This is a genomic window from Paenibacillus whitsoniae, from assembly GCF_003955665.1.
Taxonomy (GTDB): domain Bacteria; phylum Bacillota; class Bacilli; order Paenibacillales; family NBRC-103111; genus Paenibacillus_E; species Paenibacillus_E whitsoniae.
This window is the reverse complement of sequence record NZ_RXHU01000011.1, coordinates 198,976-222,674: the sequence shown is the minus strand read 5'-3', so window position 1 is coordinate 222,674 and position 23,699 is coordinate 198,976. Positions and strand designations below refer to the sequence as shown.

Sequence of the window (23,699 nt, the reverse complement as noted above, 5' to 3'; positions counted from 1 at the left end):
CTATGCGATTTATCTCGTCCATGGCCCCCAGAAACCGGACTTGCCCTTCAGCTTGGCCAATGCTTCCATGTAATAGTAGTCGCCGTAGATGAGCGGCCGGTCGATGTTCTGGTTCATCGGCAGGTTGCCGGTGCCGTGAAGCAGAATCGCTTCCTCGTTGTCGTCGGCGTGATAGTTCGTATACAGCGAGTGCAGGATGCTGAGTGCCTGCTCGTGATAGTAGCGGCCTTTTTCGCCGCCGACGATGTCCGCCAGGTCGAGCAGCCCAGTCGCCGTAATGGCGGCGGCGCTGGAGTCGCGCGGCGCACCTTCCTGCGTCGGCAGGCGAAAATCCCAGTAAGGCACACGGTCTTCCGGCAAATGGTTCAGGAAGAAGGCAGCGGCGCGTTCGGCGGCATCGAGGAATTCCCGGCGCCCTGTGTGCCGGCAGCCGAGCGTCCAGCCGTAGATGCCCCAGGCCGCGCCGCGTGCCCAGGCAGACCCTTCGGCGTAGCCTTGCCCGCCGCCGGCGCCGGTGCGTTCCCCCGTCTCGGGATCGAAGAAGACGACGTGGTGGACCGAGCCGTCGCTGCGCAGGAACTGCTGCGCGGCGGTGAGGGTGTGCGCGACCGCGATGTGGCGGAAGCGGGGGTCGCCCGTCTGTTCCGTGGCCCAATACAGCAAGGGCACGTTCATGAGGCAGTCGATGATGGCCCAACCGATGCGTTCGGGTTGATTCCAGGCGCGGATGAAGCGGCCCTGGATGTTGAACCGGCCGGCGAGGTGGCTGGCGGCCAGCATGCCTCTACGGTGAGAGGCTTCGCTCTCCGTGACCTGCCACTGCGCGAGCGAGCTCAGCGTCCACATGAAGCCGATGTCATGGCTTAATGAGCTGTAGTCCTGCAGCAGCGCGTCGAGCTGCGCTTCGCAGTCTTCGGCGATGGCGCGAAGCTCTTCGTCACCGTGCTCGCGGTAGACGAGCCACAGGAGGCCGGTCCAGAAGCCGGCTGTCCAGTACACCGGCGGCATGAGGTGATATTCGCCGTCGATGGAGCCGTGCGGAAAGCGTGCGCCGATGCGCAGGCTTGCTTTTTTTATTTTCCGGGCACCTGCGTCCCAAGCTTGTTCGATCCATTCGGGTGTCGTATGCATGTGTATTCTCCATTCCTTGGCTAGTTAGGTTCGGCAGCCCCTCGCTTCTATGTGAGCGATTATTAGCTTGCTGCGGGAACACGCTTAGCTTACTGCGCCTGGGCGGAATCCCTCAATATACATGTTTTTGCGGGATAAACAGCGGTTGAATTTGGAGCGAAGGGGGTGAACGGAGTGAACGGGGGAGGGGGAGTGTTGGGAAACGTCAAGGAAGAGCGGCAAGAGGGGCTGTAGGATGAGAGCAGCAGGAAGCGTCTAAAATTAGAAGAGGAAAAGGGAGGCGAAGAGCGGGTGAAGAGTAGATTAGAGCGGATGAGAGCGGATGAAAGCGGATGAAAGCGGATGAAAAGCCTGGGAGAGCCGGTAAGGCTAGGAGCGGCTGCATGTAGGACTACTGGGCGAGGCATATAGGGCGTAAATGGACATGTTAATCTCTGAAAAATTGCTAATCCCGGATATTTCCAGGGACTAGCTGGCTGGTGTGATGCGAGAACTTGTATTTTGTACAGTAAACTGTGGGGAGAAGGGGGGAATTTGAGTGTTTTGCTGCAAAAAGTACAGGTAAATTTCCGGTCTGAGCCTGGAAAGGGGCTAAAAGGGGGGCGAGTTCGAAAATTTGATGTACATTTTACAGGATTTCGCTCGATTTCTGCCGATTTTGCGAAATTTGATGTAATTAATGCAGGTGAGCCTGGGCGAGCGATGGTTAGGCGGGGGAGCGAGGTAGCGGGAGGCGTAAGGAGCGAGGTAGCAGGGAAGTGGGGAGAGTGAAGAAGCGGGGAGGCGTTGGGCACGAGGGAGAATGGAGCAGCAGGGGAAGACTGGTAATCAGGTAGCAAGAGCGGGGAAGAAAGGCATCGAAATTCACGGAAACAAGGGTCAGAAAAAGGGTGAGGTGCCCAGTAATAAGGATGTGAGGATTCGTGGAACCTACGAATCGAGTCAAAAAAAGGAGGGGGGGCCCCTCCTTTTCAACATGGCGGATAGTAGTACTTCTAGCAGCGTCATCTAGCAAGCAAAACGCTGCCGTCTGGATGCTTCAACAACGCCACTTGCCGCTTACGGTTTATAGCTGACCTTCACATCGTCTATGCTCATCGAGCTGGCGTTGCCGGCGATGGAGGAGATGATTTTATCCACTTTCGTCAGTCCCGAATACCGGTAGTTCCACTGCGAGCCGCGCAGTTCGCCGTTGATGTAGACGTCGAATTTTTGGGTCGAGGTGTTAATGATGACTTTCAGGCGGTAAGGCTCCCCGTTGGCGGTGGAAGTCAGCAGGTTCGTCTGCGTGCCGCCGTTGTAGCCCCAAATTTTGCCGTTCTGCATAATGATGTGCGCGGCGTAGCCGTTTGAGGTCAGGCTGCTGTCGCCGAGGACCAGCGCGTTTTTCCAGTTGTTATCGTCTGCGGTGATGGTCGCTTCCGCAATCAATGTGCTGCCGGCTGGCGCGGTAAATACTTGATACGCTTCGGCTTTGCCGCTGGTGGACGTTGTCGTCAATTTGGCCGCTTTGTTGCCCGCGAGCCCGATGGCGTTCTGCACAACGGCCGTATTCCCAGAGGCGCCTCCATTATCGAACGTCCAGCCGCCTTGCCCGTTCAAATTGCCGAGCGCGAGGCCGTCAAAATCCGTAGCGATCACCGTGCTCAGCGTCAGCGGTGCGTACGAGATCTTCACGTCGTCGACGCTCATGGAGCTGGCATTGCCTGCGATGGAGGTGGAGAACTTATCAAGCGTGTTCACCGCGGCATACCGGTAGCTCCAGTTGGAGGCGCGGAGCACATCGTTGACGTAGACGTTGAATTTTTTCGTCGATGCGTTGATGACGACTTTCAGGCGATACGGCTGACCATTGGTAGTGCCTGTTAAAATATCCGTTTGAGTGCTGCCGTTATAGCCCCAGATTTTGCCGTTCTGCATGATCAGATGCACGGCTGAGCCGCCACTGGTCAAGCTGTTATCCGCGATGACCAACGCATTCTTCCAGTTATTATCGTCCGCAGTGACGGTGGCCTCTGCGGTAATGTAGCTATCTTGCGGCGCGCTAAAGATTCGATTCGCCACCGCACCGCCGCTGGTGGAAGTGGTCGTCACTTTCAGCGACTTCGCTGCATAAGCGCCGTTTACCGGCGAGACGACGACGGATTGACCGGCAGCGCCGCCGTTGTCGAAGATCCAGCCGTTTTGCCCGTCAAGGGAACCCAGGGTCAGGCTGTTAAAATCTTCGTTCACAGCATAACCCGTGACCGCTCCGCCGACTGGCGCTGCGAAGAACGCCTTGATGCTCTTGCCGGCAGCACCGCTCACGTTGACGGTTAGCGTCGTCGTGCCGCCGCTCGTGCTGACGGTGATGCGGGAATCTTTGTAAGCCAACGGGCCGAGGCTTTGCGTCAACGTCAGCTGGATCGTACCTGTATTCTCCATCGTAGGGTCGGAGATGGAGACTTCGGTGCCGTTCTCGGAGGTGCGGACCATGACCGACGCCTTTTTGTTGGAGGTAATGCCGCTTACCGTCTTTGTTGCGTTCTGCCAGAAATTGATACCGAGGGCATTCAAATTATTTTCACGAACGGCTTGCGCCTGCGTGCTGTTCTCGATGATCGTCACGTCCGGCGACGCCGCGTAATTCGCGACTTGCGTCGTCGTTTTATTCGGCAGCAGCACGTACGAATAGCTTCCAGCCGTCGGTGCATTGCCGTGATCCAGCCATAAGGTCATAAAGTTCCGCGTGTAATTGACAAAATACTCAGGGGTCAGCGCCGGATCGTTGTAGTAGGTGTTGATGCTGTTCCAGTTGGCGGTGCGGGCTTGACGCAGCCCTTTCACGGTTGTCGCCGTCGGGAAGTAGTAGCCGATGTCCGCGCCTGCCGTGTTGCCGGCAAGGTGCATCCAGCTAACGCCGGACATCGTCTCCGACCAACCGAGCGAGGCGGATTTCGTGGTGCCGCCGACCGTCAGCGCGTTATTGCCGCTGCTGTTCAGCTTGCGGTTCTCGATTATGGTTTCTACCGGCTTGGTCGTTACGGAAGATTGAATGCCGGCGCCCAGGTTGACGATTTCATCGTCGAACTGGAACCAGGACTTGTAGGCGGACATGGACGAGTCCGGAGCGATGACTTGCATGCCGGTCACGCCGTACAAGCCGCCGACGTCGGTACCGCCGACCCAGTTAGAGCCGTTCTTCAGCTGTCCGCCAGGCTCGCTGTTTTGCAGGACGGTCGTGCCTGCCAAGCGGTGGCTATCGACTGTCGGCCAGAACGCATCGTGATACTGGGCGATGTCGGTATTATACAGGTAGGTCATCCCATCGCCGGTGTGCCAGCCTTTTATATTTTCCGTATTGACATTCTCGTAGTTTCCGACACGTCCCGATGACATGCTGACACCGAACGCAAAGCCAGGTCTGCGCTGCACGGCTCTCGCCATATTCGGATACTGCTTGTTCCCGTACAAATCGCCTGCGGCAACGATGGAAGCGTCGTTCATAATCGCTTTCGTCTGCTGGATAAGCTGAATCGAGCCCAGACTCGCATAAGGCGTCGGGGATGTGGCGTCGCTCATCCACTGCTTCACCATGGACTTGTAGCGTGCGGCGTCGGCAGGGTTTGGAGCGGAATAGGCCAGCCGCACCAACGATGAGCCTAATGCGCCCACTGTCGTGACGCCCAGGTTGTCGTTGGCGACGCGGGCGATGTTCCGTCCGTTCACCATTTCCATCATATTATCTTTATAGAGGAGCGGCTCGTACGCGTTGTAAATCCACTCATACACATGGCTGAGATCCGGGTCGGTAAAATCCCAGGTCGAGCCGGCAATCAGGTACATGAGTTGCGTCAGATTATCGAGCAGCGAACGACCGTAGCCGGCGTTGTAAGGAATTAGCGCCGTATGCTGGAGGAACGAGCCGTCGCTGTAGAAGCCTTCGCCTGATGTGACATAGTCGAAGACAGGGCTCATGCCGTTCACGCCGTTCGTGATTTTGGTGCTGTTCTTGGCCAGAATGCCTCCGGTAATCATAATGTTGCACGTCCAGACGCGGTTAGCGCCCGTGTTGGAGGAGGTGAACGGCAGGATCTGCCAATCGATAACGGCCTGCCAGTTATTGATTTGCGTCGTGCTCAAATACGGATAGAGCAGGACGGAGATGGCATTGATCGACAGGGGCGATGAGATTTGCCAGTCGAACCAGTTGCCGTAACCGCGCTTAGGCACGCTGGTGTTGTAGCGGTTCGTGTACATCCAATCCATGGCGCTGATGATGTCGGCGCGCAGCGTCGCGTTTTGATACAGGGCGGAGCCGTTCGTGCTGTAGGCTGTGGCCATCGTTTGAAGCCGGCTGTAGCTGCCGGAAACGTGGGTGGAGTTCATGCTCGCGCCGAGCGGATCTCCGAGCTCACTCCACAGATAGGTGCGGCCTGCGGATTTGTCCATCGTGCTCCAGAACTGTTGAGCATTCGTATCCAGAGCCGTAATCTTCGGCGCAATATCGGGATCCAACGGGTTAAACGAGGTGCCGCCGGTAATGACGTCAGATAGCTTGAGGCGCAGCGTATCATACTCATCACTGGCATAAGCGGTACGGTTTGGTACGAGCAGCAGACTGCATAATAAAGAAGCAATAAGCAGCATAGCGGTGATGGCGGATGGTTTACGTTTCAAATTCCTTCCTCTCCTTCGCTTGGGTGTTGGGACAACTTGAAAGCGATTTCAATTCTGACGAATTCACCTCCCCGGACGGGATTGCACACAGCCAAATGTGCCCATTCAACATACAATTCGCTTTCGCTATCCGGCAATATACAAATTTTTGAGCCATATACAGAACGACGCCATTTGCCGATAACGCCTGCTTGCTAGGCGCACACTCGTGCCTCGAAGCAGGTCAATTGCATCGACGGGCAGCATTTCACGCCCATGTCACAGAACTGCTGATTCGGTCATTTCCAGGATAGAGATTTGACCGGGAAAAATTTACAATAAGCTTACAGAACAGGATTAAGCGGAAAGGAGCGCAAGAAGCAGATGGAACATACGCCCAAAGCGGCAGTGCAGACGATGCCTGCGAAAGCTGTGAAGCGGGAGCGGGTGAGATCGACATTTTTACGGACGGTCCGAAGGTACTGGATCTTCTACATCATGATGGCGCCGGCGGCCCTGCTGCTGATCATTAACAATTACATTCCCATGGCAGGCGTCCTGATCGCCTTCAAGAATGTCAACTACACGAAAGGCATCTGGGCGAGCCCTTGGATCGGTTTCGATAATTTCAAATATTTGTTCGCCAGTGAATCGGCCTGGGTCATTACGCGAAATACGATCTCGTACAATGTTGTGTTCATTGCGTTGAATCTGGTGATCGCCGTCACCATGGCCATCCTTTTTAATGAAATGCGAAGCAAGTTCCTAGCAAAATTTCACCAAAGCGCGATGTTTCTACCGTTCTTTCTCTCGATGGTGTGCGTGGCTTATCTTGTATACGCTTTCCTCGGGGCAGAGCATGGCTTCTTGAACACGGTGCTGCTTCCGAAGCTAGGGATTCAGCCCATCGATTGGTACACGGAGCCGAAATATTGGACGGTCATCCTGCCGATCGTGAACACCTGGAAAAACCTTGGCTACTACACGGTCATCTACATGGCGGCCATCCTCGCGATCGATCACGAGTATTATGAGGCGGCGATTATGGACGGCGCGAGCAAATGGGCGCAAATCCGGCGCATCACCATTCCGCTCATTATGCCCGTCATGATTACGATGACGCTGCTGCAGGTAGGGCGCATATTCTATGCGGACTTCGGGCTGTTCTTCCAAGTGACGAAAAATGCCGGGGCCTTGTTCCCGACGACCCAAGTCATCGACACGTATGTGTATCAGACGTTCCTGACGATGGGCGACATCGGGATGTCGTCCGCAGCGGGACTGTATCAAGCGGTCGTCGGCTTCCTGCTCGTCCTGGTGACGAACTTGTTCGTTAGAAAAGTGAGCAAAGAGAACGCCCTATTTTAAAAGGAAGGAGTGTCTGTCATGCGCGAAACCACCATCCCATCGACGGTCAGCCAACTCCGTGTCCGCAAGACGAGGGGACCCAATGAGCTGTCCGCTCCGGCAAACTTGCTGGTCAACGTGTTTTTCTGGCTGTACACGGCGGCTTGTCTGATGCCGCTGGCCCTGGTCATCATCGTCTCGTTCTCGGATGAGAAAGGCGTGCTCATTCACGGGTACAACTTCCTTCCTGAGGCGTGGAGCCTGGAAGCGTATAAATTTATGTTCAAGGATTGGCATCAAATCCTGCGATCCTTCGGCATCTCGGTGTTTCTGGCCACCGTCGGCACGGCGATCTCCCTTATCCTGATGTCGCTGTATGCTTATCCGATTTCCCGGAGCGATTTTCCGCATCGCCATTTCTTTTCATTCTTCATGTTCTTCACGATGCTGTTCAATGGCGGACTCGTTCCGTGGTATCTTGTATACACCCAGCTGCTGGATCTGAAAAATACGCTGGCTGCGCTCATGCTGCCGCTGCTCGTCTCCGCGTTCTTCGTGCTGCTGCTGCGCACGTTTTTCGCCAGCTCGATTCCGATGCCGCTCATTGAAGCAGCCAAGATCGACGGTGCGGGCGAGATTCGCATCTTTTCCCGGATTATCCTGCCCTTGTCGATGCCGGTACTGGCGACGGTGGCGCTTTTCCAGGTGCTCAACTATTGGAACGACTGGTTCCTCAACCTCGTGTTCATCTCGGGCAGCAAGAACATCAATCTGCAGTTTATGATGTACAAGACGATGCTGGACATTCAATTCCTCAGCTCTAATGTGCAGGCGAGCCAAGGTTTGTCGCAGGCCGGCGGGATTTTGCAGCTGCCGACAGAGACGGTGCGCATGGCGATGGCCGTGCTTGGCATCGGGCCGATCGTGTTCGCGTATCCGTTTTTTCAGAAATATTTTAAGAAAGGTCTCACGGTAGGTGCGATCAAAGGGTAATTTCCGCAAGGCTTGTCCCGGTTAACGGTCATTCCGTTTATCGGATCAGCATACAGAACGTTGATAAAAAAGGGAGGAACATGTTTCATGAAAGTGTTCAAAAAAGGCACGATTGTCGGTTTAACATCCCTGTTCGCGCTATCGCTTACTTTGGCAGGCTGTTCATCTGAGGCCAGTAAGGAGCCGGCGGCCAGCACATCAGCGGCTCCCGCCGCGTCAGAGAAGCCCGCTGCAACGAAAGCCGCGACAGGATCGGATTTGAAGCCATACGAAGTGAAGCTCGTCTATCCGGGTACGCCGCAGCCTGACCAAGCGAAAGTCGAAGATGCGATGAACAAAGTGCTCAAGGATAAAATCAATGCGAGCATCAAGCTCATGCCGATCGATTGGGGGCAATGGGACAACAAGACGAATCTGATGATTGCGTCTCGCGAGGAATTTGATATTCTATTCACGGCGCAGTGGAACGGCCATGCGGTAAACGTCGGCAAAGGCGCACTGATGCCGCTGAACGATCTGCTGACCCAATACGGCAAAGGCATTACGGATGCGCTCGATCCCGCTTTCCTCGAAGGCGCCAAAATTAACGGTAAAAATTACGGAATTCCGACCAACAAGGAATTGGCCGCTTCCGGCGGTGTCGTGTATCGTGCCGACATTGCGAAAGAGCTTGGCCTTGATATGGGCAAGGTCAAAACGATGGCAGATCTCGGCGATGTACTGAAAACGGTTAAGGAGAAAAAGCCGGAAATGACCGCCCTGTTCCTGCGCGACGGAGATAATCTCAATGCGCATTATATGGCACAGTACGATTATCTCGGCGACAGCACGATCCCGGGTGTGATTCTGAAGGATGGCAGCGACACGAAGGTTGTGCCGAAGTGGGATCAGCCGCGCTATAAGGAGATTCTGAAGCTGACCCGCGATTTTATGCAAAAAGGCTACATTAATAAAGATGCGGCGACCACGCAATTGTCCGGTCAGGATGCACTCAAATCCGGCAATGTGTTCATGATTACCTCCTCGCTCAAGCCAGGCAAAGATGCGGAGCTCGCCAATGCGACCAATCTGGTCGGCAAGCTGGGGCAGATTGAGCTGACACCGCGCACCATTTCCACTGGCGATACGGCGGGATCGATGCTGGGCATCTCCGTGACGTCCAAGGATCCGGCGCGTGCCATGATGGTCATTAACCTGCTGCATACCGATAAGCAGCTGAACAACCTGATCAACTTCGGGATCGAAGGTGTACATTACACGAAAGTGTCCGACAACATCATTAAAGCGACGGATGCAGGTAAAAACTATGCGCCGGGTGCGGCGTGGCAGTTTGGCAACCAGTTCTTGAACTATTTGTACGATAACGAAGATCCGCAGAAGTGGGACAAATTCAAGGAATTCAACAAGTCAGGCAAAAAGTCGCCGGGCCTCGGATTCACCTTTGATTCCGAGCCTGTGAAAACGCAAGTCGCCGCTGCGGTCAACGTCGGCAAAGAATTCGATGCCACGCTGGACACCGGCTCCGTCGATGTAGATGCGTCCTTGCCGAAGTACCAGGATAAAATGAAAGCAGCCGGCATCGATAAAATTATCGCCGAGAAGCAGAAGCAGCTCGACGCGTTCCTGGCGGCCAATAAGAAATAACCCTATGTAGAAGGAGCCGGGTTCCTCAGAACCCAGGCTCCTTTACGATTACCAAGCGTAAGTCATCGTTACGATAACAAGCAAGATGAACAATACAAGAACTGCAGCAGCGGATGTATATCCGCCTCCATAACCAGCACCAGTCGTACCTACAGCAACACCCATTCACGTCACCCCCCATCGCAAGGAATGCTCTCTGTCTGAATCGGATGAGAGACAATACTATCCTATGGAGATGGTTCCCTGAATGTTTGGGTGTTTTGACTATATGCGGGGAAGAAGATTTCCTCACGTAGGCAAGCGCCCTTTTTGCTTGAAAACGGGGAACTCGCCGAACAAGTGGCAGACGCCATCCATATGGTAGTTAAAGAAACGTTATGCCACCATGGAGGTGTAGGGTGATGGAATATTTGGATATGCTCGCTAAGCTCGGCATCGGCAACGCCCATCCCGGCGGCTTCGGAGAGACGGTCGAACAGCTCAAGCGGTATCCGATCGAGCAGGGGAAGCGGGTGCTGGAGGTCGGATGCGGCACAGGTAGAACCGCTTGCTATTTGGCAGAGCAGGGCATTGAAGTGACCGCCGTGGACATCCGGCCGGAAATGATTGCGAAAGCGAAGGTTCGGGCAGAGAAACAAGGCGTATCCGTGAATTTTATCGTCGGCGATGTATGCTGTTTGCCTTTTGAGGACAGTACTTTTGATGTTGTGCTGGTGGAGTCGGTGACGAATTTCGCCGATGCGGAGAAAGCGGTCTCGGAGTACTATCGGGTGCTTCGTCCGGGCGGCAAGCTCTACGATCGCGAAGTCATTCGCATAAAGGAGTTGAGCCCTGCCATTCACCGCGCACTGTGCAGCTTCTATGGCGTGAATAAAATATACAGCCAGGAGGAGTGGCAGGCGCTGTTCGAGGGCAAGCGCTTCGATCCGGTCGAATCTTCCGGGGTTCATGCGTTCCCGCTCGCCATGTTTGAAGACCAGGTGCAGCATCCGGACCCTGTCCATTTATCCGACAAGCAATCGTTCTTGGATCCGCGTATTTGGCAAATTACGGCCCGCTATGACGAGCTGGTGAACAAATACCATGCCTATCTGGGCTATACGCTCATGATTGGCACGAAAGGGTAACGGTTTACGCCGGCTAAGCAGGAAATTCGTTCGTGAATGGCGAACATGTGAGAAAGATTTTCAATGGAGGCTGCTTCTTTTGAACGTAGACGTCATATCTGAACGTATTTCCAACCGCAAAGCGAAAGAAATTTATGAGCTGATCTGCAGACAAACGACCGTTTCCAAAATAGAGCTGCTGGAGCAAAGCGGCATGACGGTCTCGACGTTAACCCGGCATCTGGAGGAACTGACGGCGCAGGGCCTGATTCTCGAATCGGGCTTTGGCGTTTCGACAGGTGGGCGCAGACCGATTCTGTATGAGACCAATCCGGCTTATGCCTATGTCTTTGGTCTGGAGATTTCGCGAACACTATCCAAGCTCGTATTGGTCGATCTCGGGATGACCAAGCTGGAGGCCAGAAGCTGGGCGATGACGGCGGAAATGACGCCTGATGTGCTCGTCGGCCTGATTGTGAAGGAAGCGCAGGCGATGCTGGCGCATCATGGGATAGCGATTTCCGACGTGCTCGGTATCGGCATCGGGTCGGTCGGTCCGGTCGACCGTCATTCCGGCGTAATTCTGGAGCCGTCGTATTTTCCGTCTAAAGGCTGGCAGCAGGTGCCGATCTGCAAGATGCTGAGTGAGGAGCTTGGGATTCCGTCGATGCTCGACAACGGGGCGAATACGGCGATTCTGGCGGAGTCGTGGCACCAGCGCTCGCAGAGCTTCAAGCATCTGCTGTACATCCATGCAGGTGTAGGCCTCCGTTCCTCGATGGTTTCCGAGGGGAAGGTCATTTACGGTGCCGTGGATATGGAGAGCTCGGTCGGTCAGATGATCATCCAGACCGACGGCGTCGCGCCTCGGGACAAGTCAGGCAATTATGGCGCGCTGGAGTCGTACGTATCGCTGCATGCGATCGAAAAGAGGGCCAAATCGGCGATCAAGATGGGCCGGACAACCTTGCTGACGCAGTTGGTAGCCGATCCGGAGCAGCTGACCTATGTACATATGATGGAGGCACTCCAAAAAAACGATGGGCTTGTCGTGGAGATCGTGACGGAAGCGGCAACGTACTTCGGGATCGGGCTGGCGAATTTGCTCAATATTTTGCATCCGGAGAAGGTCATTCTCGGGGGGCCGCTTCTGGCCGGCGGAGAGCTGTTCTTCCAAACGGCGACCGCGGTCGCGATTCGAAAAGCGTACTACTACCCCGCGTACCAAGTGGTATTCAGCCGAGGCGGGCTCGGCGAAGAGGCGCTGGCGATCGGCGCGGCGGTGCTCGTGATGAACCGGCTTTTTAAAGTGTGAGTAGTGGTTGGAGCGTTCATTTGGTGGTGAGCGCTTTTTTGTGCGGATGGGGTGTGTAGATAGTGCCGCGCTTCGGACAGAAGCGGGCGCTATCGCGTTGACGCTGGCGAGCAATCCCCACGGAGCGGATCCGGCGAGCCTTTCGGCGTTTGTATGCGATAAGATGAGCCTGCTTCTCCCCGCCAGCACCGCCTTCCGAGCACGTCGTACTCCACTTACGCGGTTCGATCCTGCAAAAAGTACATGTCATATGGCCATAGAGGCTATTTTTCCACAAAGACCTGCATAATGTGCAGCTAAATTTGGCTATTCAAGCGATGAAAGGGCTTACATCGAGGGTGGAGCTTTATTTTGATGTAGGAAATGCAGGTTTTCATCTGATTAAGCCTTTTTGGAGAGGATTTACTGTAGGTTCTGCAGGGTGTGGGTAAGGGGGAAATGATGGAGAAGGGGCTGTCCCAAAAGTGTTCGCATGACAAGGAACGTCCCATTTTACAAGCAAAAGAACCTCAAATTCCACTTCAAAGTGGAGGATGAGGTTCTTTTACTTGACGATATTTGGCTCAAAGTGGGGCTAAAAAAATCACAAATTGCCTTTTGGGACAGCCCCTTCTATTTGTCAGACGTTGTTAGCTTGCAGCAACGTTACGTAGAAAATCAAGCAGCAGGGCGCTGAACGCCTCCGGCGCCTCCATCGGCGCGAGGTGCGAGGCGCCGGCGACGACCTCGAAACGCGCGCCGGGGATGGCGTCCGCCATCTTGCGCATGACGTCGGGCGGCGCGATGGCGTCGTGCTCGCCGGCGATGACGAGCGTCGGCACGCGGATCCCGCCGAGCAACGCGGCGGAGTCCGGGCGGAACGCCATCGCCAGCGCGGCGTGCACGAGCCCTTCCGCCGGCATCGCGTCCATTGTCGCGCGCAGGCGGTCCACCAGCGCCGGCTGGGTTTCCAGCGTCGCCGGCGTCAGCAGCTTCGGCAGCATCGCGTCACGTGCGGCCGCGGGGCCTTTCTCGTACAGCGAAGCCGCCATGTTCATGCGGTTCTTGCGGGCTTCGGGGCTGTCCGCCTCCGGCCGGGTATTCGCCAGAATCAGCCCCGTGAAGCGGGCGGGTGCCTTGCGCATGAGCGCAAAGGCGACGTAACCGCCCATGGAGAAGCCGCCGAGGGCGGCTTTTTCGATACCGAGGCTGTCCATGATGGCCAGCACGTCGTCGGCGTAGCGCTCAATTGCGATCGCTTGCTCGGGTACTGCGGACTGCCCCATGCCGCGTAAATCCGGCGTCACGACGCGGAACGAAGCGGACAGCGCGTTCGCCTGCGCCTCCCACATGCCGTGATCCAGCGGGAAACCGTGCAGTAGAATAACCGCGTCTCCTTGTCCTTTTTCCTCAATAAACAACTCCGCGCCTTCGACATTGATCTTCATTATCCAACAACTCCTCGGCAAAATTGTGACAAATTATTCTGCTCATACTTTCTATATGAGAACCTTATACTTACTTAACATTTGATTGCTATTCTTTGATTATACAATGTTTGCTTCGAGAGAAGAAACTGAGCAGGAAAATTTTTGACGATGAGCGAGAAAGGGAGTTGGTCGATGATGACAAAAAAACCTTGGTCGACACAAGAATTAGACAAATTGCTTCGTCTAGCCACAGAATGCCCGCCGGTAGTCATCGCGCGAGAATTGTCTCGGCCAGTGACATCGGTCCGCAAAAAAATGCGGGAAATGGGCATCAGCTACGTATCCGGCGAACAATGGAAAAAAAATCAGTTTCAGTTTTTGATTGCGGATGACGGCAACGACTACAAGCATATTTGCGCGAGAGAGCCAAAAGAGAACGATTGGGATTCCCCGGTTTTGGATGAATTCTGGACAACGCTTGTGAAAATGGCTCGTGTGGCGAAAAGCAGAGGAAAACGCGTGGATGTGCTTTCGTTTATCGATACATATCGCAAAATTCGGATTGGCGGATAGTTGACGGTGACAGTGATTGCCTTAGCGCAAACTAAGGTATTGGAATAAAGGCTGAGTTCGCTCTTGGGGCGGACTTGGTCTTTTTTGCGTTTGCTAAGCCCTTACTGCCGCGGCCAGACGGGGACTTCAATATAGTCCAAGCTCTGCAACAAAATGCAAGTCCAGTTCGGCGTTGTGCAAACGTAGTTAACACTGTTTTTTAGAGATTTGCCTCGGTTTATTGCATTGTTGCGGAGATAGCGTTGGGTGAATAATGAGGGAGAATTTTACATGAGAGAGAGGTTGAGTAAATATGAGCTTTTGGCGGAAAATGGCCGGGACGGCATCAGTCAAACTGCTGCTTGCGGCGGCCATCGTTGTACCGTGGCTTCCTATGAAAGCGGTTCCTGCATTCGCGGCGGACACGGCTATAGTCAGTGATGATTTCAGTACGTACTCGCTTGGCGCGCTCACGCTTGGAAGCGGTAACAAATGGGCGTCGGAGGGAGGGGTGCCGACAGTTAATGTTTCGCAGGATTCCGTGACGGGCATTACTTATGGCGCGGTCAGTTTTCCCTCGGCAGATCCACCGGTGTCTTCTTATTTCGGGCAGCGCTTTACTCCGGAAACCGGAGGGATGCTGATGCAGTTTGATGTAAACATGCCTGCAACAACAAACGTGAGCTTCTTTTTGATGGACGGAAAAATCAATGCAACCAACGCAGTAGCTTCACAATTCCAGATTCAGAACGGCACCATTAAGAAGATGACGGCTAAGAACACCGGCACAACGCTGGTGAATTATGATGCTTCTCATTGGTATCGGTTTTCGATGATTGTGAATGTGCCTAAGCAGAAGTATTCGTTGACGATTAAAGATTTGAATACGGGAACGGAAGTTGTGACCGATCAAAGTTTTTACACGGCCAATCTTCAACGGGTCAGCAGTTTCTCATTCTGGAATAATAAATTATTAGATGTGCAGAAAATCAACGTTACAAACGTCAAGCTGACTTCGCTGGATTTGACGTTAAGCAGTCTGGCTGTAAATTCGGGGGATTATATGCCTTCCCTCTCCTTCGATCCCGCCGTACAAAATTACAAAATTGATGTGCCTTACTCATCAGCCATCGTTACAGTGGCGCCGACGGCGAGCAACACGGGGCAAGTATCGCTCAAAGTAGGAACGGAAAGCGTAAGCAGCGGGTCTTCGGCGACAGTGCCGCTTACCGGATTGTCCACGGCGGTACCTATTTCCGTTACCTCGCTTACCTATACCGACGTCGCAAGGACGTATAACTTAACGGTCAATAAGCTGGAAAAGTCTCCGAAAGTGACGGATGTTGTTGCGGAAGGACATGACGGCAAGGTGCAAATCGGCTGGAAGCCGCCTATCGATCCTGCGTATCAAGCAGCGCGGATTTATGCGGTGGGCAGCGATCAATCCTTGACGCTTGCGGCGACGCTGCCGAAAGGCACGTCCATGGCAACGCTGAACGGCCTTGTGAATGGAACGGCCTACAATTACAAAGTTACAGCCGTCTATGAATATGACGGTGAAGGCGAGTCCGAGTCTGCCGCGGTGGACGTGAGCGCGACGCCGACCCAGTTCCCGGCCAGACAGATGGAGAAGCTGGATCGCGGTCTGGTTGCGATTCAGGACAGCGGGAACGTTTTTGTGAGCTGGCGCTTGCTGGGAACGGATCCTGCCGATACAACATTTAATCTATATCGCGACGGTGTGAAGCTGAACACTACGCCGATTGCCGGCAGCACCAATTATGTAGATGCCACAGGGACAGCAGATTCTTCCTACTACGTGCGTGCCGTCATGGGCGGCGTGGAGCAGAAAAAGTCCGAGACGGCAATGCCTTGGGCTAGCAATTATTTGACGGTACCGCTGCAAAAACCGGCCGACGGTGTGACCACAGCGGGCGAATCGTACACGTATCGCGCGAATGATGCATCGGTCGGCGACCTGGATGGCGACGGCCAGTATGAAATTGTTTTGAAGTGGGACCCTAGCAATTCCAAGGACAATTCGCAGTCGGGCATCACCGGCAATACGTATGTCGATGCCTATAAGCTAGATGGCACGCGATTGTGGCGGATCGATATGGGCGTGAACATCCGCGCCGGTGCGCACTATTTGGATCTGATGGTGTACGATCTGGACGGGGACGGCAAAGCGGAAGTCGCGCTGCGTACAGCCGACGGTACGGTTGACGGAACAGGCGCGATTATCGGCGACGGAACTGCGGATCACCGGAACGGTACGGGGTATGTTTTGGAAGGGCCGGAGTATTTCTCGATCTTCGATGGATTGACAGGCAGAGAGCTGGTGCGTGAAGCTTACGACCCGCCAAGAGGCGATGTCGGCGGCTGGGGAGATACGTATGGCAACCGTGTAGACCGTTTCGGCGCGGCGATCGCATATCTGGACGGCCAAAGGCCAAGTCTGGTGCTGCAGCGCGGCTATTACACAAGAATGGCAATTGTGGCTTACAACTGGAGAGATGGCCAGCTTACCAAGCTGTGGGCGTTCGACAGACCGAACCCTGGCTATGGACAGGGGAACCATCAGTTGAGCGTGGCAGACGTTGATGCCGATGGCAAAGATGAAATTGTGACAGGCAATACCGCGATTGACGATAATGGCCAACTGCTCTGGGATACGAAGCTTGGTCATGGCGATGCGATGCATCTCAGCGATTTGAATCCAAATCGTCTAGGCATGGAACTGTGGACGGTGCAAGAAGAAACAAGCGCGCCAACCTCGGGTACGATGATTGATGCCCGTACAGGCAAAGTGCTGTTCGGTCAGCCGCAAGTCGGGGCGGATACGGGCCGCGGTCTTTCGGCAGACTTAGACCCGCGCTATCCGGGTGAGGAAGTTTGGGCAATTGATGCGACCAAATCAGCGGCAACCGAAAACAATTCAGAAGGCTTCATGTTTACGAGCGATGGAACAAAAATTTCCAACAAAATTCCAACTTCCAACTTTGCGATCTGGTGGGACGGCGACTTGAGCCGCGAGCTGCTGGATCATAATTGGGATGGAACCAACGGCGTACCGAAAATTGACAAATGGGATTATGCGAACAGCAGTCTGGTAAATTTGGTTAAGTTCAACGGAACTTACTCGAATAACGGCACCAAAGGTAACCCATCGCTGCAGGCCGATATTCTCGGCGACTGGCGTGAGGAAGTTGTGGCTAGAACGGAAGACAGCTCAGCACTTCGCATCTATTCCTCGACGGCTGTAACGGATTATCGCTTCGTCACATTGATGCACGATCCGGTGTATCGTCTAGGCATTGCTTGGCAAAATACCGGCTACAACCAGCCGCCGCATCTGAGCTACTATTTGGGTAACGGCATGCAAACGCCGCCTGCTTCAAATATGTATACAGTGCCTGCGCCGGAAGCGCCGGATACGGGATGCGATTGTGGCGGGGATAGTGGTTCCGGCGGCGATCAAGGAGGAGATAACGGCTCCGACGGAAACGGCAGCGGTGACACACCATCGGGAGACAGCAGTTCAGGCAGCGGGCAATCGGGCTCTGCGCAAACAGGCGGCATCACTACACCGTCCCCTACGGTAAAAGAGGGCGAGCTTTCGCTGACGGCACAGCCGGATGCAAGCGGTAAAGCGGCCGTGACGATTCAGAAGGATGATCTTCTGAAAGCTGCGGGCAGCCAAGCGGGCAACGTTCGTCTGCAAGTAACGCCGGCGGCAGGTACGAAAGAAGTTCAGGTGGACGTCCCGGTACAAGTTCTGCTGAAAACAGATTCAGTGAAGCAACTGGTGATGAACGTCGGGTTAGCGGAGCTTGCTCTTGACACCGACTATCTGAAATCCGGCGCATCCAATCTGCAGCTCCAGGTGGCTAAAGTCGAACCGGCTTCCTTACCCGCGGAAGCAGCATCGCTTGTTGGCAATCATCCGGTGTATGAGCTGAACTTGAAGGTTGACGGCGAAAAAGCGGCGAACCTGGATGGCAAAGTCACCGTCGGCTTCCCGTACGAGCTGCAGCCGGGTGAAGATCCGAACGGCATTGTCGTGTATTACATCGATGGCAGTGGTCAAACGCAAGTCGTGAAAAACGGCAAATGGAACAGCGCGACAGGCAAAGTTGAATTTAAACCGGCACATTTCAGTATGTACGCAGCTGCTTATGTGTCCGTAAGCTTTAACGACTTGTCCGGCGCAGCATGGGCGAAAGACAGCATCGTGAAGCTGGCTTCCCGAGGTATTGTGGACGGTGTAAGCGATCAAGCGTTCAACCCGAATACGCATGTGACGCGTGCCGAATTTGTTAAAATGCTGATGCAAGCATTTGATCTCGCTGATCCGGCGGCGACAAGCAGCCTGACGGACGTGCAGGCCGATGCTTGGTACACCAGCTCCATCGCGGCAGCGCAGAAGCTGGGCATCGTGCAAGGCAAAGCGGATGGCAGCTTTGGCGTGAACGATGAGATCACACGTGAGGATATGTCCGTGCTGATCTATCGCGCATCCGAGCTGCTTGGCATGAAGCTGGCCGGCACATCCACAGGCGGCGCGTTCGCGGATCAGGCGAATATTTCGCCATATGCCGTGAAGGCGGTTGAACAGATGAAAGCAAATGGCATCGTGAACGGTGTGGACGGCGGCAAGTTTGCGCCGCAGGACGCAGCGAACCGCGCGCAAGCGGCAGTTATCATTGATCGGTTGTTTCAATTGAATTAATAAAAAAAAGGCTGGCCGAGAATTGTATCGGTCAGCCTTTTTTATTTGCAGTAAGTAAAGCGTATGTGGGAATTTCAACGTGCAGCTGATGCCCGTATTCGGCAGGAATATTGTTCCTGCGGTACCTGTCGTGGAGGAGAGCAGTTGGCACGGCAGGCGATTTGTAAGGTTTTTGTAATCCTTTTCCGGGGAGAATGCCGTATAATCGGGAAAGAAGACAAAACCGGACAAGGAGGCTGAGCCGGATGAGTACACGTATACTTGTCGTCGATGACGAATCCAATATAACGGACGTATGCAGCGTGTATTTTAACCGCGAAGGCTATCGGGTCATCACGGCGGCAAGCGGCGAGGAAGCGCTTCGTCAATGGCGCCTGCATAGACCGCAGCTTATTGTGCTGGATCTGATGATGCCGGGCATAACGGGCTGGCAGGTCTGCGAGGAGATTCGCAGCGAGGAGGATGTGCCGATTATTATGCTAACGGCGCTTGGAGATGAAATGGACCGTCTGATGGGCCTCACGATGGGGGCGGACGATTATTTGACGAAGCCCTTCTCGCCTCGCGAGCTGGTGCTCCGGGCTAAGGCGATTTTGCGGCGGCAGTTCCGCAGCCAGCCGGAGGATAGCAGCCAGACGGCGCCGGGGCACGTCCTCAGGTTTCCGGGTCTGGAGCTGAATGCGCTCTCCAGAACGGTGCGCACGGAAGGCAAAGAGATTGAGCTCACGGTGAAGGAGTTCGAGCTGCTGCATCTGTTTGCCTCGCATCCGGAGCAGGTTTTTTCGCGGAACCAACTGCTTAATCGAGTCTGGGACATCGACTACTACGGCGACACGACGACAGTGACGGTACATATTCGCCGGCTGCGGGAGAAGATCGAGCCCGTTCCTTCGCAGCCCCGTTACATTAAAACGGTCTGGGGCATCGGTTACAAATTCGAAGGCAGGGAATCGTCATGAAACTGCGGGACTATCTGCTGGTTGCAAGCGGAGTCAGTACCGGCATGATTCTGCTCACCCTGTTTATTTGCTATCGAACGATGATCCTGAACGGGCGGGATGTGTTGATTCTGACAACCGTGACATTAGGGGCAGCAGGCGTATCCATGGTGCTTCACTACGTCATGACGAGGCCGCTCGAAAAAGCGATTCGTGCCATTACGCGAGAAACAGAACAGTTGGCGGAAGGGCAGTTTGAAGGCAAGGCCCCGGAGATTGGCCCAGTAGAATTTCAAGGGCTTGCCCGGCAATTTAACGTGATGTCTGTGAAGCTGAAGGAAAGCTTTCAGCAGCTAAGGTCGGCTGAGGCTTCGCGCAGGGAGCTGATTGCCAACGTCTCTCACGATTTGCGCACACCGATGGCGTCGATTCAGTCCTATGTCGAGGCGCTTCAGGACGAGGTCATTCAGGACCGTCCGACGTTTGAGCGCTATTTGCAAACGATTAAGCTGGAAACCGGCCGTTTGGATGCGCTGATCCAGGAGCTGTTCAAACTCTCGCAGTTGGAAGCGGGCGGAACGATGTACGATCCCGTGCCCTATTATGTGGACGTTCTGCTGATCGACAGCCTGCAAGGCTTGGCGCTGAAAGTCGAGGAGAAGCAGCTGCAAGTCGAGGTTGACGTGCCGGATCGGCTTCCTCCTGTAGCCATTATGCCCCAGGAAATCAATCGGGTACTGGGCAACATGCTGAGCAATGCGATCCGCCACTCCCCTCTGGGAGGCACGATAAAGATACAGGCGGAGCTTGCAGACGACGGCTTCGTGAAGCTTGCGATCCAGGATCAAGGGCCGGGCATTCCTCCGGAAGATGTTGCGAGGGTATTTGAACGCTTTTATCGCGTCGATCCGTCCCGGACGCGCGCTGGAGGCGGTGCAGGGCTCGGACTTGCGATCGCGAAATCGATCGTCGAGCTGCACGGCGGCGCGGTTGGTGTCCTGAGCGGTCAGAGCGTTCAGGGGGGACGAGGCTGTCAGAGTGTGCAGGAGGAGCAGGGCGGACAGAGCGTACAGGAGGAGCAAGGCGATCAGAGCGTGCAGGAGGAGCAAGGCGGGCAGAAGGCGAATGGGGCTCAGAGCATTCTGAGCCAGCACCGTACAGGGAGCTGCTTTTGGTTCACACTGCCTGTGTATAGAACGGAATAACGCATGGGGAGCCTTCTCCTGTCGCTGATTGCGGTGGGGGAGGGCTTTTTGCGCTGGCGCGGTGCGTCTAGATGTCTGAGGAGAGCTACCGCACAGCTTGCCAAAACTTGATGATACTCGCGTCATTGGAAGCTGGCAGGAGACTCACACGCATGCGCCGTAGTCGGCTACCTGTAAAAACTACAGGTTATTTGCTAAACTTCCGCAAAAAACATCGAAGACATGTAAAACATACAGTTAATTTTTGGATATAGACTGATTTTCGCCTTTTTCCATCCAAATTAGGGGATTTACATGTACATTATGCAGGTAAGTCGGTCATTTGGCTGTTTAGATTCCCATTTACATGTACAAAATGCAGTTCATGACCTTTTGTGGTACTGTAGGCATCTAGCTTGTGAACACTTCGGTACGGATTATACGGCACGCCGCACAGTTCTGATAGGCTTTTGTAAGCCTTTTGTAAGAAACCTGTTAGTCATCGGTAATCTTTGTCCCTTAATTTTGTAGAGGAAGAACGAATGACTATAATTTCAGGAGGCTGGATACGATGAAAAATTGGAGAACCATGCTGATGACAGGCGTTGTGGCTTGTACACTCGCTTTGCCTGCGTTGGCGAATGCGGATGAGATGATGAACAAGAACAGCTATGACTACACGGGCGTGACCACGATGATGAAGGATGGCATGGAGTTGGTGCCGCTTCGGCAAGTTGCAGAAAGCCTAGGCTACCAAGTATGGTGGATGGGGGAAACCCGTTCGATTACGCTGAGTAAGACGATGATGGACGATAAGGGCATGATGCAGGATAAGTCGATGATGGACGATAAGGGCATGATGAAGGACAAGACGATGATGGACGATAAGGGCATGATGCAGGATAAGTCGATGATGGGCGATAAGGGCATGATGCAGGATAAGTCGATGATGGATAGTAAGGGCATGATGGAGGATAAGTCGATGATGCAAGACAAGTCGATGGTAGATAGCAAGGGGATCATGCTTCAGATTGATAGTAAATCGGTTCAGATCGACGGCATGACGGAATTGATGATGTATGCACCTGTCCTCATTGACAGCACGACGTATGTGACGAAAGCGTTTGTTGACATGTATCTATTAAAATAGGATTCGTCCCGAGCCTCTCTGCACGAAAGTGCCGGAGAGGTTTGGTGTCTGAAGGACAAAAATGTAAGCCTTTTTTAATATTTATGGAGTATGATGAGAGCATAAAAATGTGGCTCAAATCGAGGAGGTACAACGATGGACGGCAAACGGAGTTGGCTGAAGCAATCGTTTGGAAAGCGTTTAACTGCGATACATAGCTGGAACGCCTGGATTTTGTTGGCGCTGACGGTGACGGGCATTGTGCTGAGCATCGGTGCAATCCGCGGGGAGCTGGGCGGCTTTCGGGTGACGCTCAAGCAGTTGCACATCTACCTTGGCCTCGCATCCATCCTGCTGATGCTGCTGTACGCGCCGATGCTGCGCAAGCACTGGCGACAAATTCGCGCGCGGCGCGGTCAACGCGCGAATCTGGTGTTCGTCCTGGCGCTGCTCGCAGGATGGGCGGCTTCGGGCATCATCCTGTGGCAGTTCCGCCACATGCCACCGGGGCTGAACAACGCGGCGCTGCTCGTGCACGACCTGCTCACCTGGGTGGGCGTGCCCTACGCCGTGTACCACGCCATCTCGCGCAGCCGATGGCTGAAGCGCCAGGCGCGGCTCGAACGCGCAGCCGCCGCCAACCGCCCGCGGGCTGCGCAGCCCGCGCCAGCTGCGGAACCCGCCGCTGCCGCCGTGCAGCCGGCTGCGGCACCAACACCGGCCGCCCCCGAAGAGGCGGCCGAACGCACCGCCGCGCAGGCGCTCATCGCGGCGCTGAAACAATCGCCGATCACACGCGGCTCCTTCCTGCGACTTGTCGCAGGAGGGCTGCTCGTGATCGCGGTCGGCCCCGCCTTTTACCGGTGGGTAAAAGGCGCGTTCGACACCGGCGGGTCGCAGACCGCCGAGTACCTCGCGAGCGACGGCAACAAGATGCTGCCGCCGCCGTCGCCTTTGCCCGACTCCGCTGCGGTGGTCGGCGGCGGAGCGCAGGGGAATTTCCGCATCTACACCGTAACGGAAATCCCTGTATTTTCCTCGGATACGTGGCAATTCGCCATATCCGGGCTGGTGGAGCGTCCCGCCACGTGGACGTGGGAGCAGTTCCTGGCGCTGAAGCGCACCGTGCAGGTCAGCGATTTTCACTGTGTAACGGGCTGGTCCGTCTACCACTGCACCTGGGAGGGCATCCCGCTGAAGCAGCTGCTGGCTGCTGCTGGCGTAAAGCCCGGCGCGAAGTTCGTGAAATTTTACTCCGGCGACAAGGTGTACACGGATGCACTTTCGCTGGATCAGGCGGGAATGGACGATATTCTCGTAGCCATAATGCTGGACGGCAAGCCCATCCCGAATCAGCTCGGAGGCCCTGTGCGGCTCATCGTCCCCAAAATGTACGCCTACAAGTCCGTCAAATGGCTGCAGGCAATTGAGCTGATCGACAAGGAGCATATCGGCTATTGGGAAGTGCGGGGGTATGATAACGATGCCTGGGTGGGCAAGTCCAACATGTAAGTGGCTTTCCGAGAGCTGCGTCGCTCAGATTCGGTTCCAATCCAGCAGCATGCCAAGAGACTCATCTGT

General features: G+C 54.8%; 15 protein-coding genes. 11 read left to right on the top strand and 4 right to left on the bottom strand.

The window, feature by feature from the left end:
* Positions 1–9: 9 nt before the first annotated feature.
* Together EJQ19_RS03320 and EJQ19_RS03315 are read right to left on the bottom strand one after the other, a co-directional pair.
* Positions 10–1,131 (bottom strand): glycoside hydrolase family 88 protein, encoded by a 1,122-nt coding sequence (locus EJQ19_RS03320; RefSeq protein WP_126139773.1) that lies wholly within the window; start codon positions 1,129–1,131, stop codon positions 10–12.
* A 1,059-nt stretch (positions 1,132–2,190) separates the two neighbouring features.
* Positions 2,191–5,790 (bottom strand): polysaccharide lyase 8 family protein, encoded by a 3,600-nt coding sequence (locus EJQ19_RS03315; RefSeq protein ID WP_126139772.1) that lies wholly within the window; start codon positions 5,788–5,790, stop codon positions 2,191–2,193.
* A gap of 363 nt (positions 5,791–6,153) precedes the next feature.
* Between EJQ19_RS03315 and EJQ19_RS03310 the strand changes: the two genes are divergently transcribed.
* The 3 genes from EJQ19_RS03310 to EJQ19_RS03300 all read left to right on the top strand — a co-directional run bounded on the left by EJQ19_RS03310 (position 6,154) and on the right by EJQ19_RS03300 (position 9,753).
* Positions 6,154–7,137 (top strand): ABC transporter permease, encoded by a 984-nt coding sequence (locus EJQ19_RS03310; protein ID WP_338143320.1) that lies wholly within the window; start codon positions 6,154–6,156, stop codon positions 7,135–7,137.
* A gap of 18 nt (positions 7,138–7,155) precedes the next feature.
* Positions 7,156–8,109, top strand: a complete 954-nt coding sequence (locus EJQ19_RS03305) for a carbohydrate ABC transporter permease (protein ID WP_126139771.1) — start codon at positions 7,156–7,158, stop codon at positions 8,107–8,109.
* An 87-nt stretch (positions 8,110–8,196) separates the two neighbouring features.
* Entirely contained in the window at positions 8,197–9,753 is a 1,557-nt protein-coding gene (locus EJQ19_RS03300; RefSeq protein ID WP_126139770.1) for an ABC transporter substrate-binding protein, read from the top strand.
* Between the two features lie 48 nt (positions 9,754–9,801).
* On the opposite strand, the gene EJQ19_RS32385 is transcribed toward EJQ19_RS03300, so the two are convergent.
* Positions 9,802–9,918: a sporulation protein YjcZ gene (locus EJQ19_RS32385; RefSeq protein ID WP_126139769.1), complete on the bottom strand. Its 117-nt coding sequence runs from the start codon at positions 9,916–9,918 to the stop codon at positions 9,802–9,804.
* Positions 9,919–10,154: 236 nt separating this feature from the next.
* Here EJQ19_RS32385 and EJQ19_RS03290 point away from each other — a divergent pair, with 236 nt between their 5' ends.
* Both EJQ19_RS03290 and EJQ19_RS03285 read left to right on the top strand, forming a co-directional pair.
* Positions 10,155–10,880 carry a class I SAM-dependent methyltransferase gene (locus EJQ19_RS03290; RefSeq protein WP_126139768.1) on the top strand — a complete coding sequence of 242 codons (726 nt, stop codon included), beginning with the start codon at positions 10,155–10,157 and terminating at the stop codon, positions 10,878–10,880.
* Positions 10,881–10,959: 79 nt separating this feature from the next.
* Positions 10,960–12,174 carry an ROK family transcriptional regulator gene (locus EJQ19_RS03285; protein ID WP_241242707.1) on the top strand — a complete coding sequence of 405 codons (1,215 nt, stop codon included), beginning with the start codon at positions 10,960–10,962 and terminating at the stop codon, positions 12,172–12,174.
* Between the two features lie 629 nt (positions 12,175–12,803).
* Here EJQ19_RS03285 and EJQ19_RS03280 read toward each other — a convergent pair.
* The gene (locus EJQ19_RS03280; protein ID WP_126139767.1) at positions 12,804–13,601 is read right to left on the bottom strand and encodes an alpha/beta fold hydrolase; all 798 of its coding nucleotides are present in this window, start codon (positions 13,599–13,601) and stop codon (positions 12,804–12,806) included.
* A 174-nt stretch (positions 13,602–13,775) separates the two neighbouring features.
* On the opposite strand from EJQ19_RS03280, the gene EJQ19_RS03275 reads away from it, so the two are divergent.
* From EJQ19_RS03275 to EJQ19_RS03250, 6 genes are all read left to right on the top strand, one after another.
* Positions 13,776–14,156: a hypothetical protein gene (locus EJQ19_RS03275; RefSeq protein WP_241242706.1), complete on the top strand. Its 381-nt coding sequence runs from the start codon at positions 13,776–13,778 to the stop codon at positions 14,154–14,156.
* 292 nt (positions 14,157–14,448) lie between these two features.
* A complete protein-coding gene (locus tag EJQ19_RS32770) occupies positions 14,449–18,867 on the top strand; it encodes a rhamnogalacturonan lyase family protein (RefSeq protein ID WP_126139766.1) in 4,419 nt (1,472 codons plus the stop codon).
* 245 nt (positions 18,868–19,112) lie between these two features.
* Entirely contained in the window at positions 19,113–19,826 is a 714-nt protein-coding gene (locus EJQ19_RS03265) for a response regulator transcription factor (RefSeq protein WP_126139765.1), read from the top strand.
* On the top strand, positions 19,823–21,010 hold the full coding sequence (locus tag EJQ19_RS03260; RefSeq protein ID WP_126139764.1) for a sensor histidine kinase: 1,188 nt from the start codon (positions 19,823–19,825) through the stop codon (positions 21,008–21,010). The genes EJQ19_RS03265 and EJQ19_RS03260 overlap by 4 nt, the downstream gene beginning before the upstream one ends.
* A 550-nt stretch (positions 21,011–21,560) precedes the next feature.
* A complete protein-coding gene (locus EJQ19_RS03255) occupies positions 21,561–22,139 on the top strand; it encodes a stalk domain-containing protein (protein ID WP_126139763.1) in 579 nt (192 codons plus the stop codon).
* 135 nt (positions 22,140–22,274) lie between these two features.
* On the top strand, positions 22,275–23,630 hold the full coding sequence (locus EJQ19_RS03250) for a molybdopterin-dependent oxidoreductase (protein ID WP_126139762.1): 1,356 nt from the start codon (positions 22,275–22,277) through the stop codon (positions 23,628–23,630).
* Positions 23,631–23,699 lie beyond the last annotated feature (69 nt).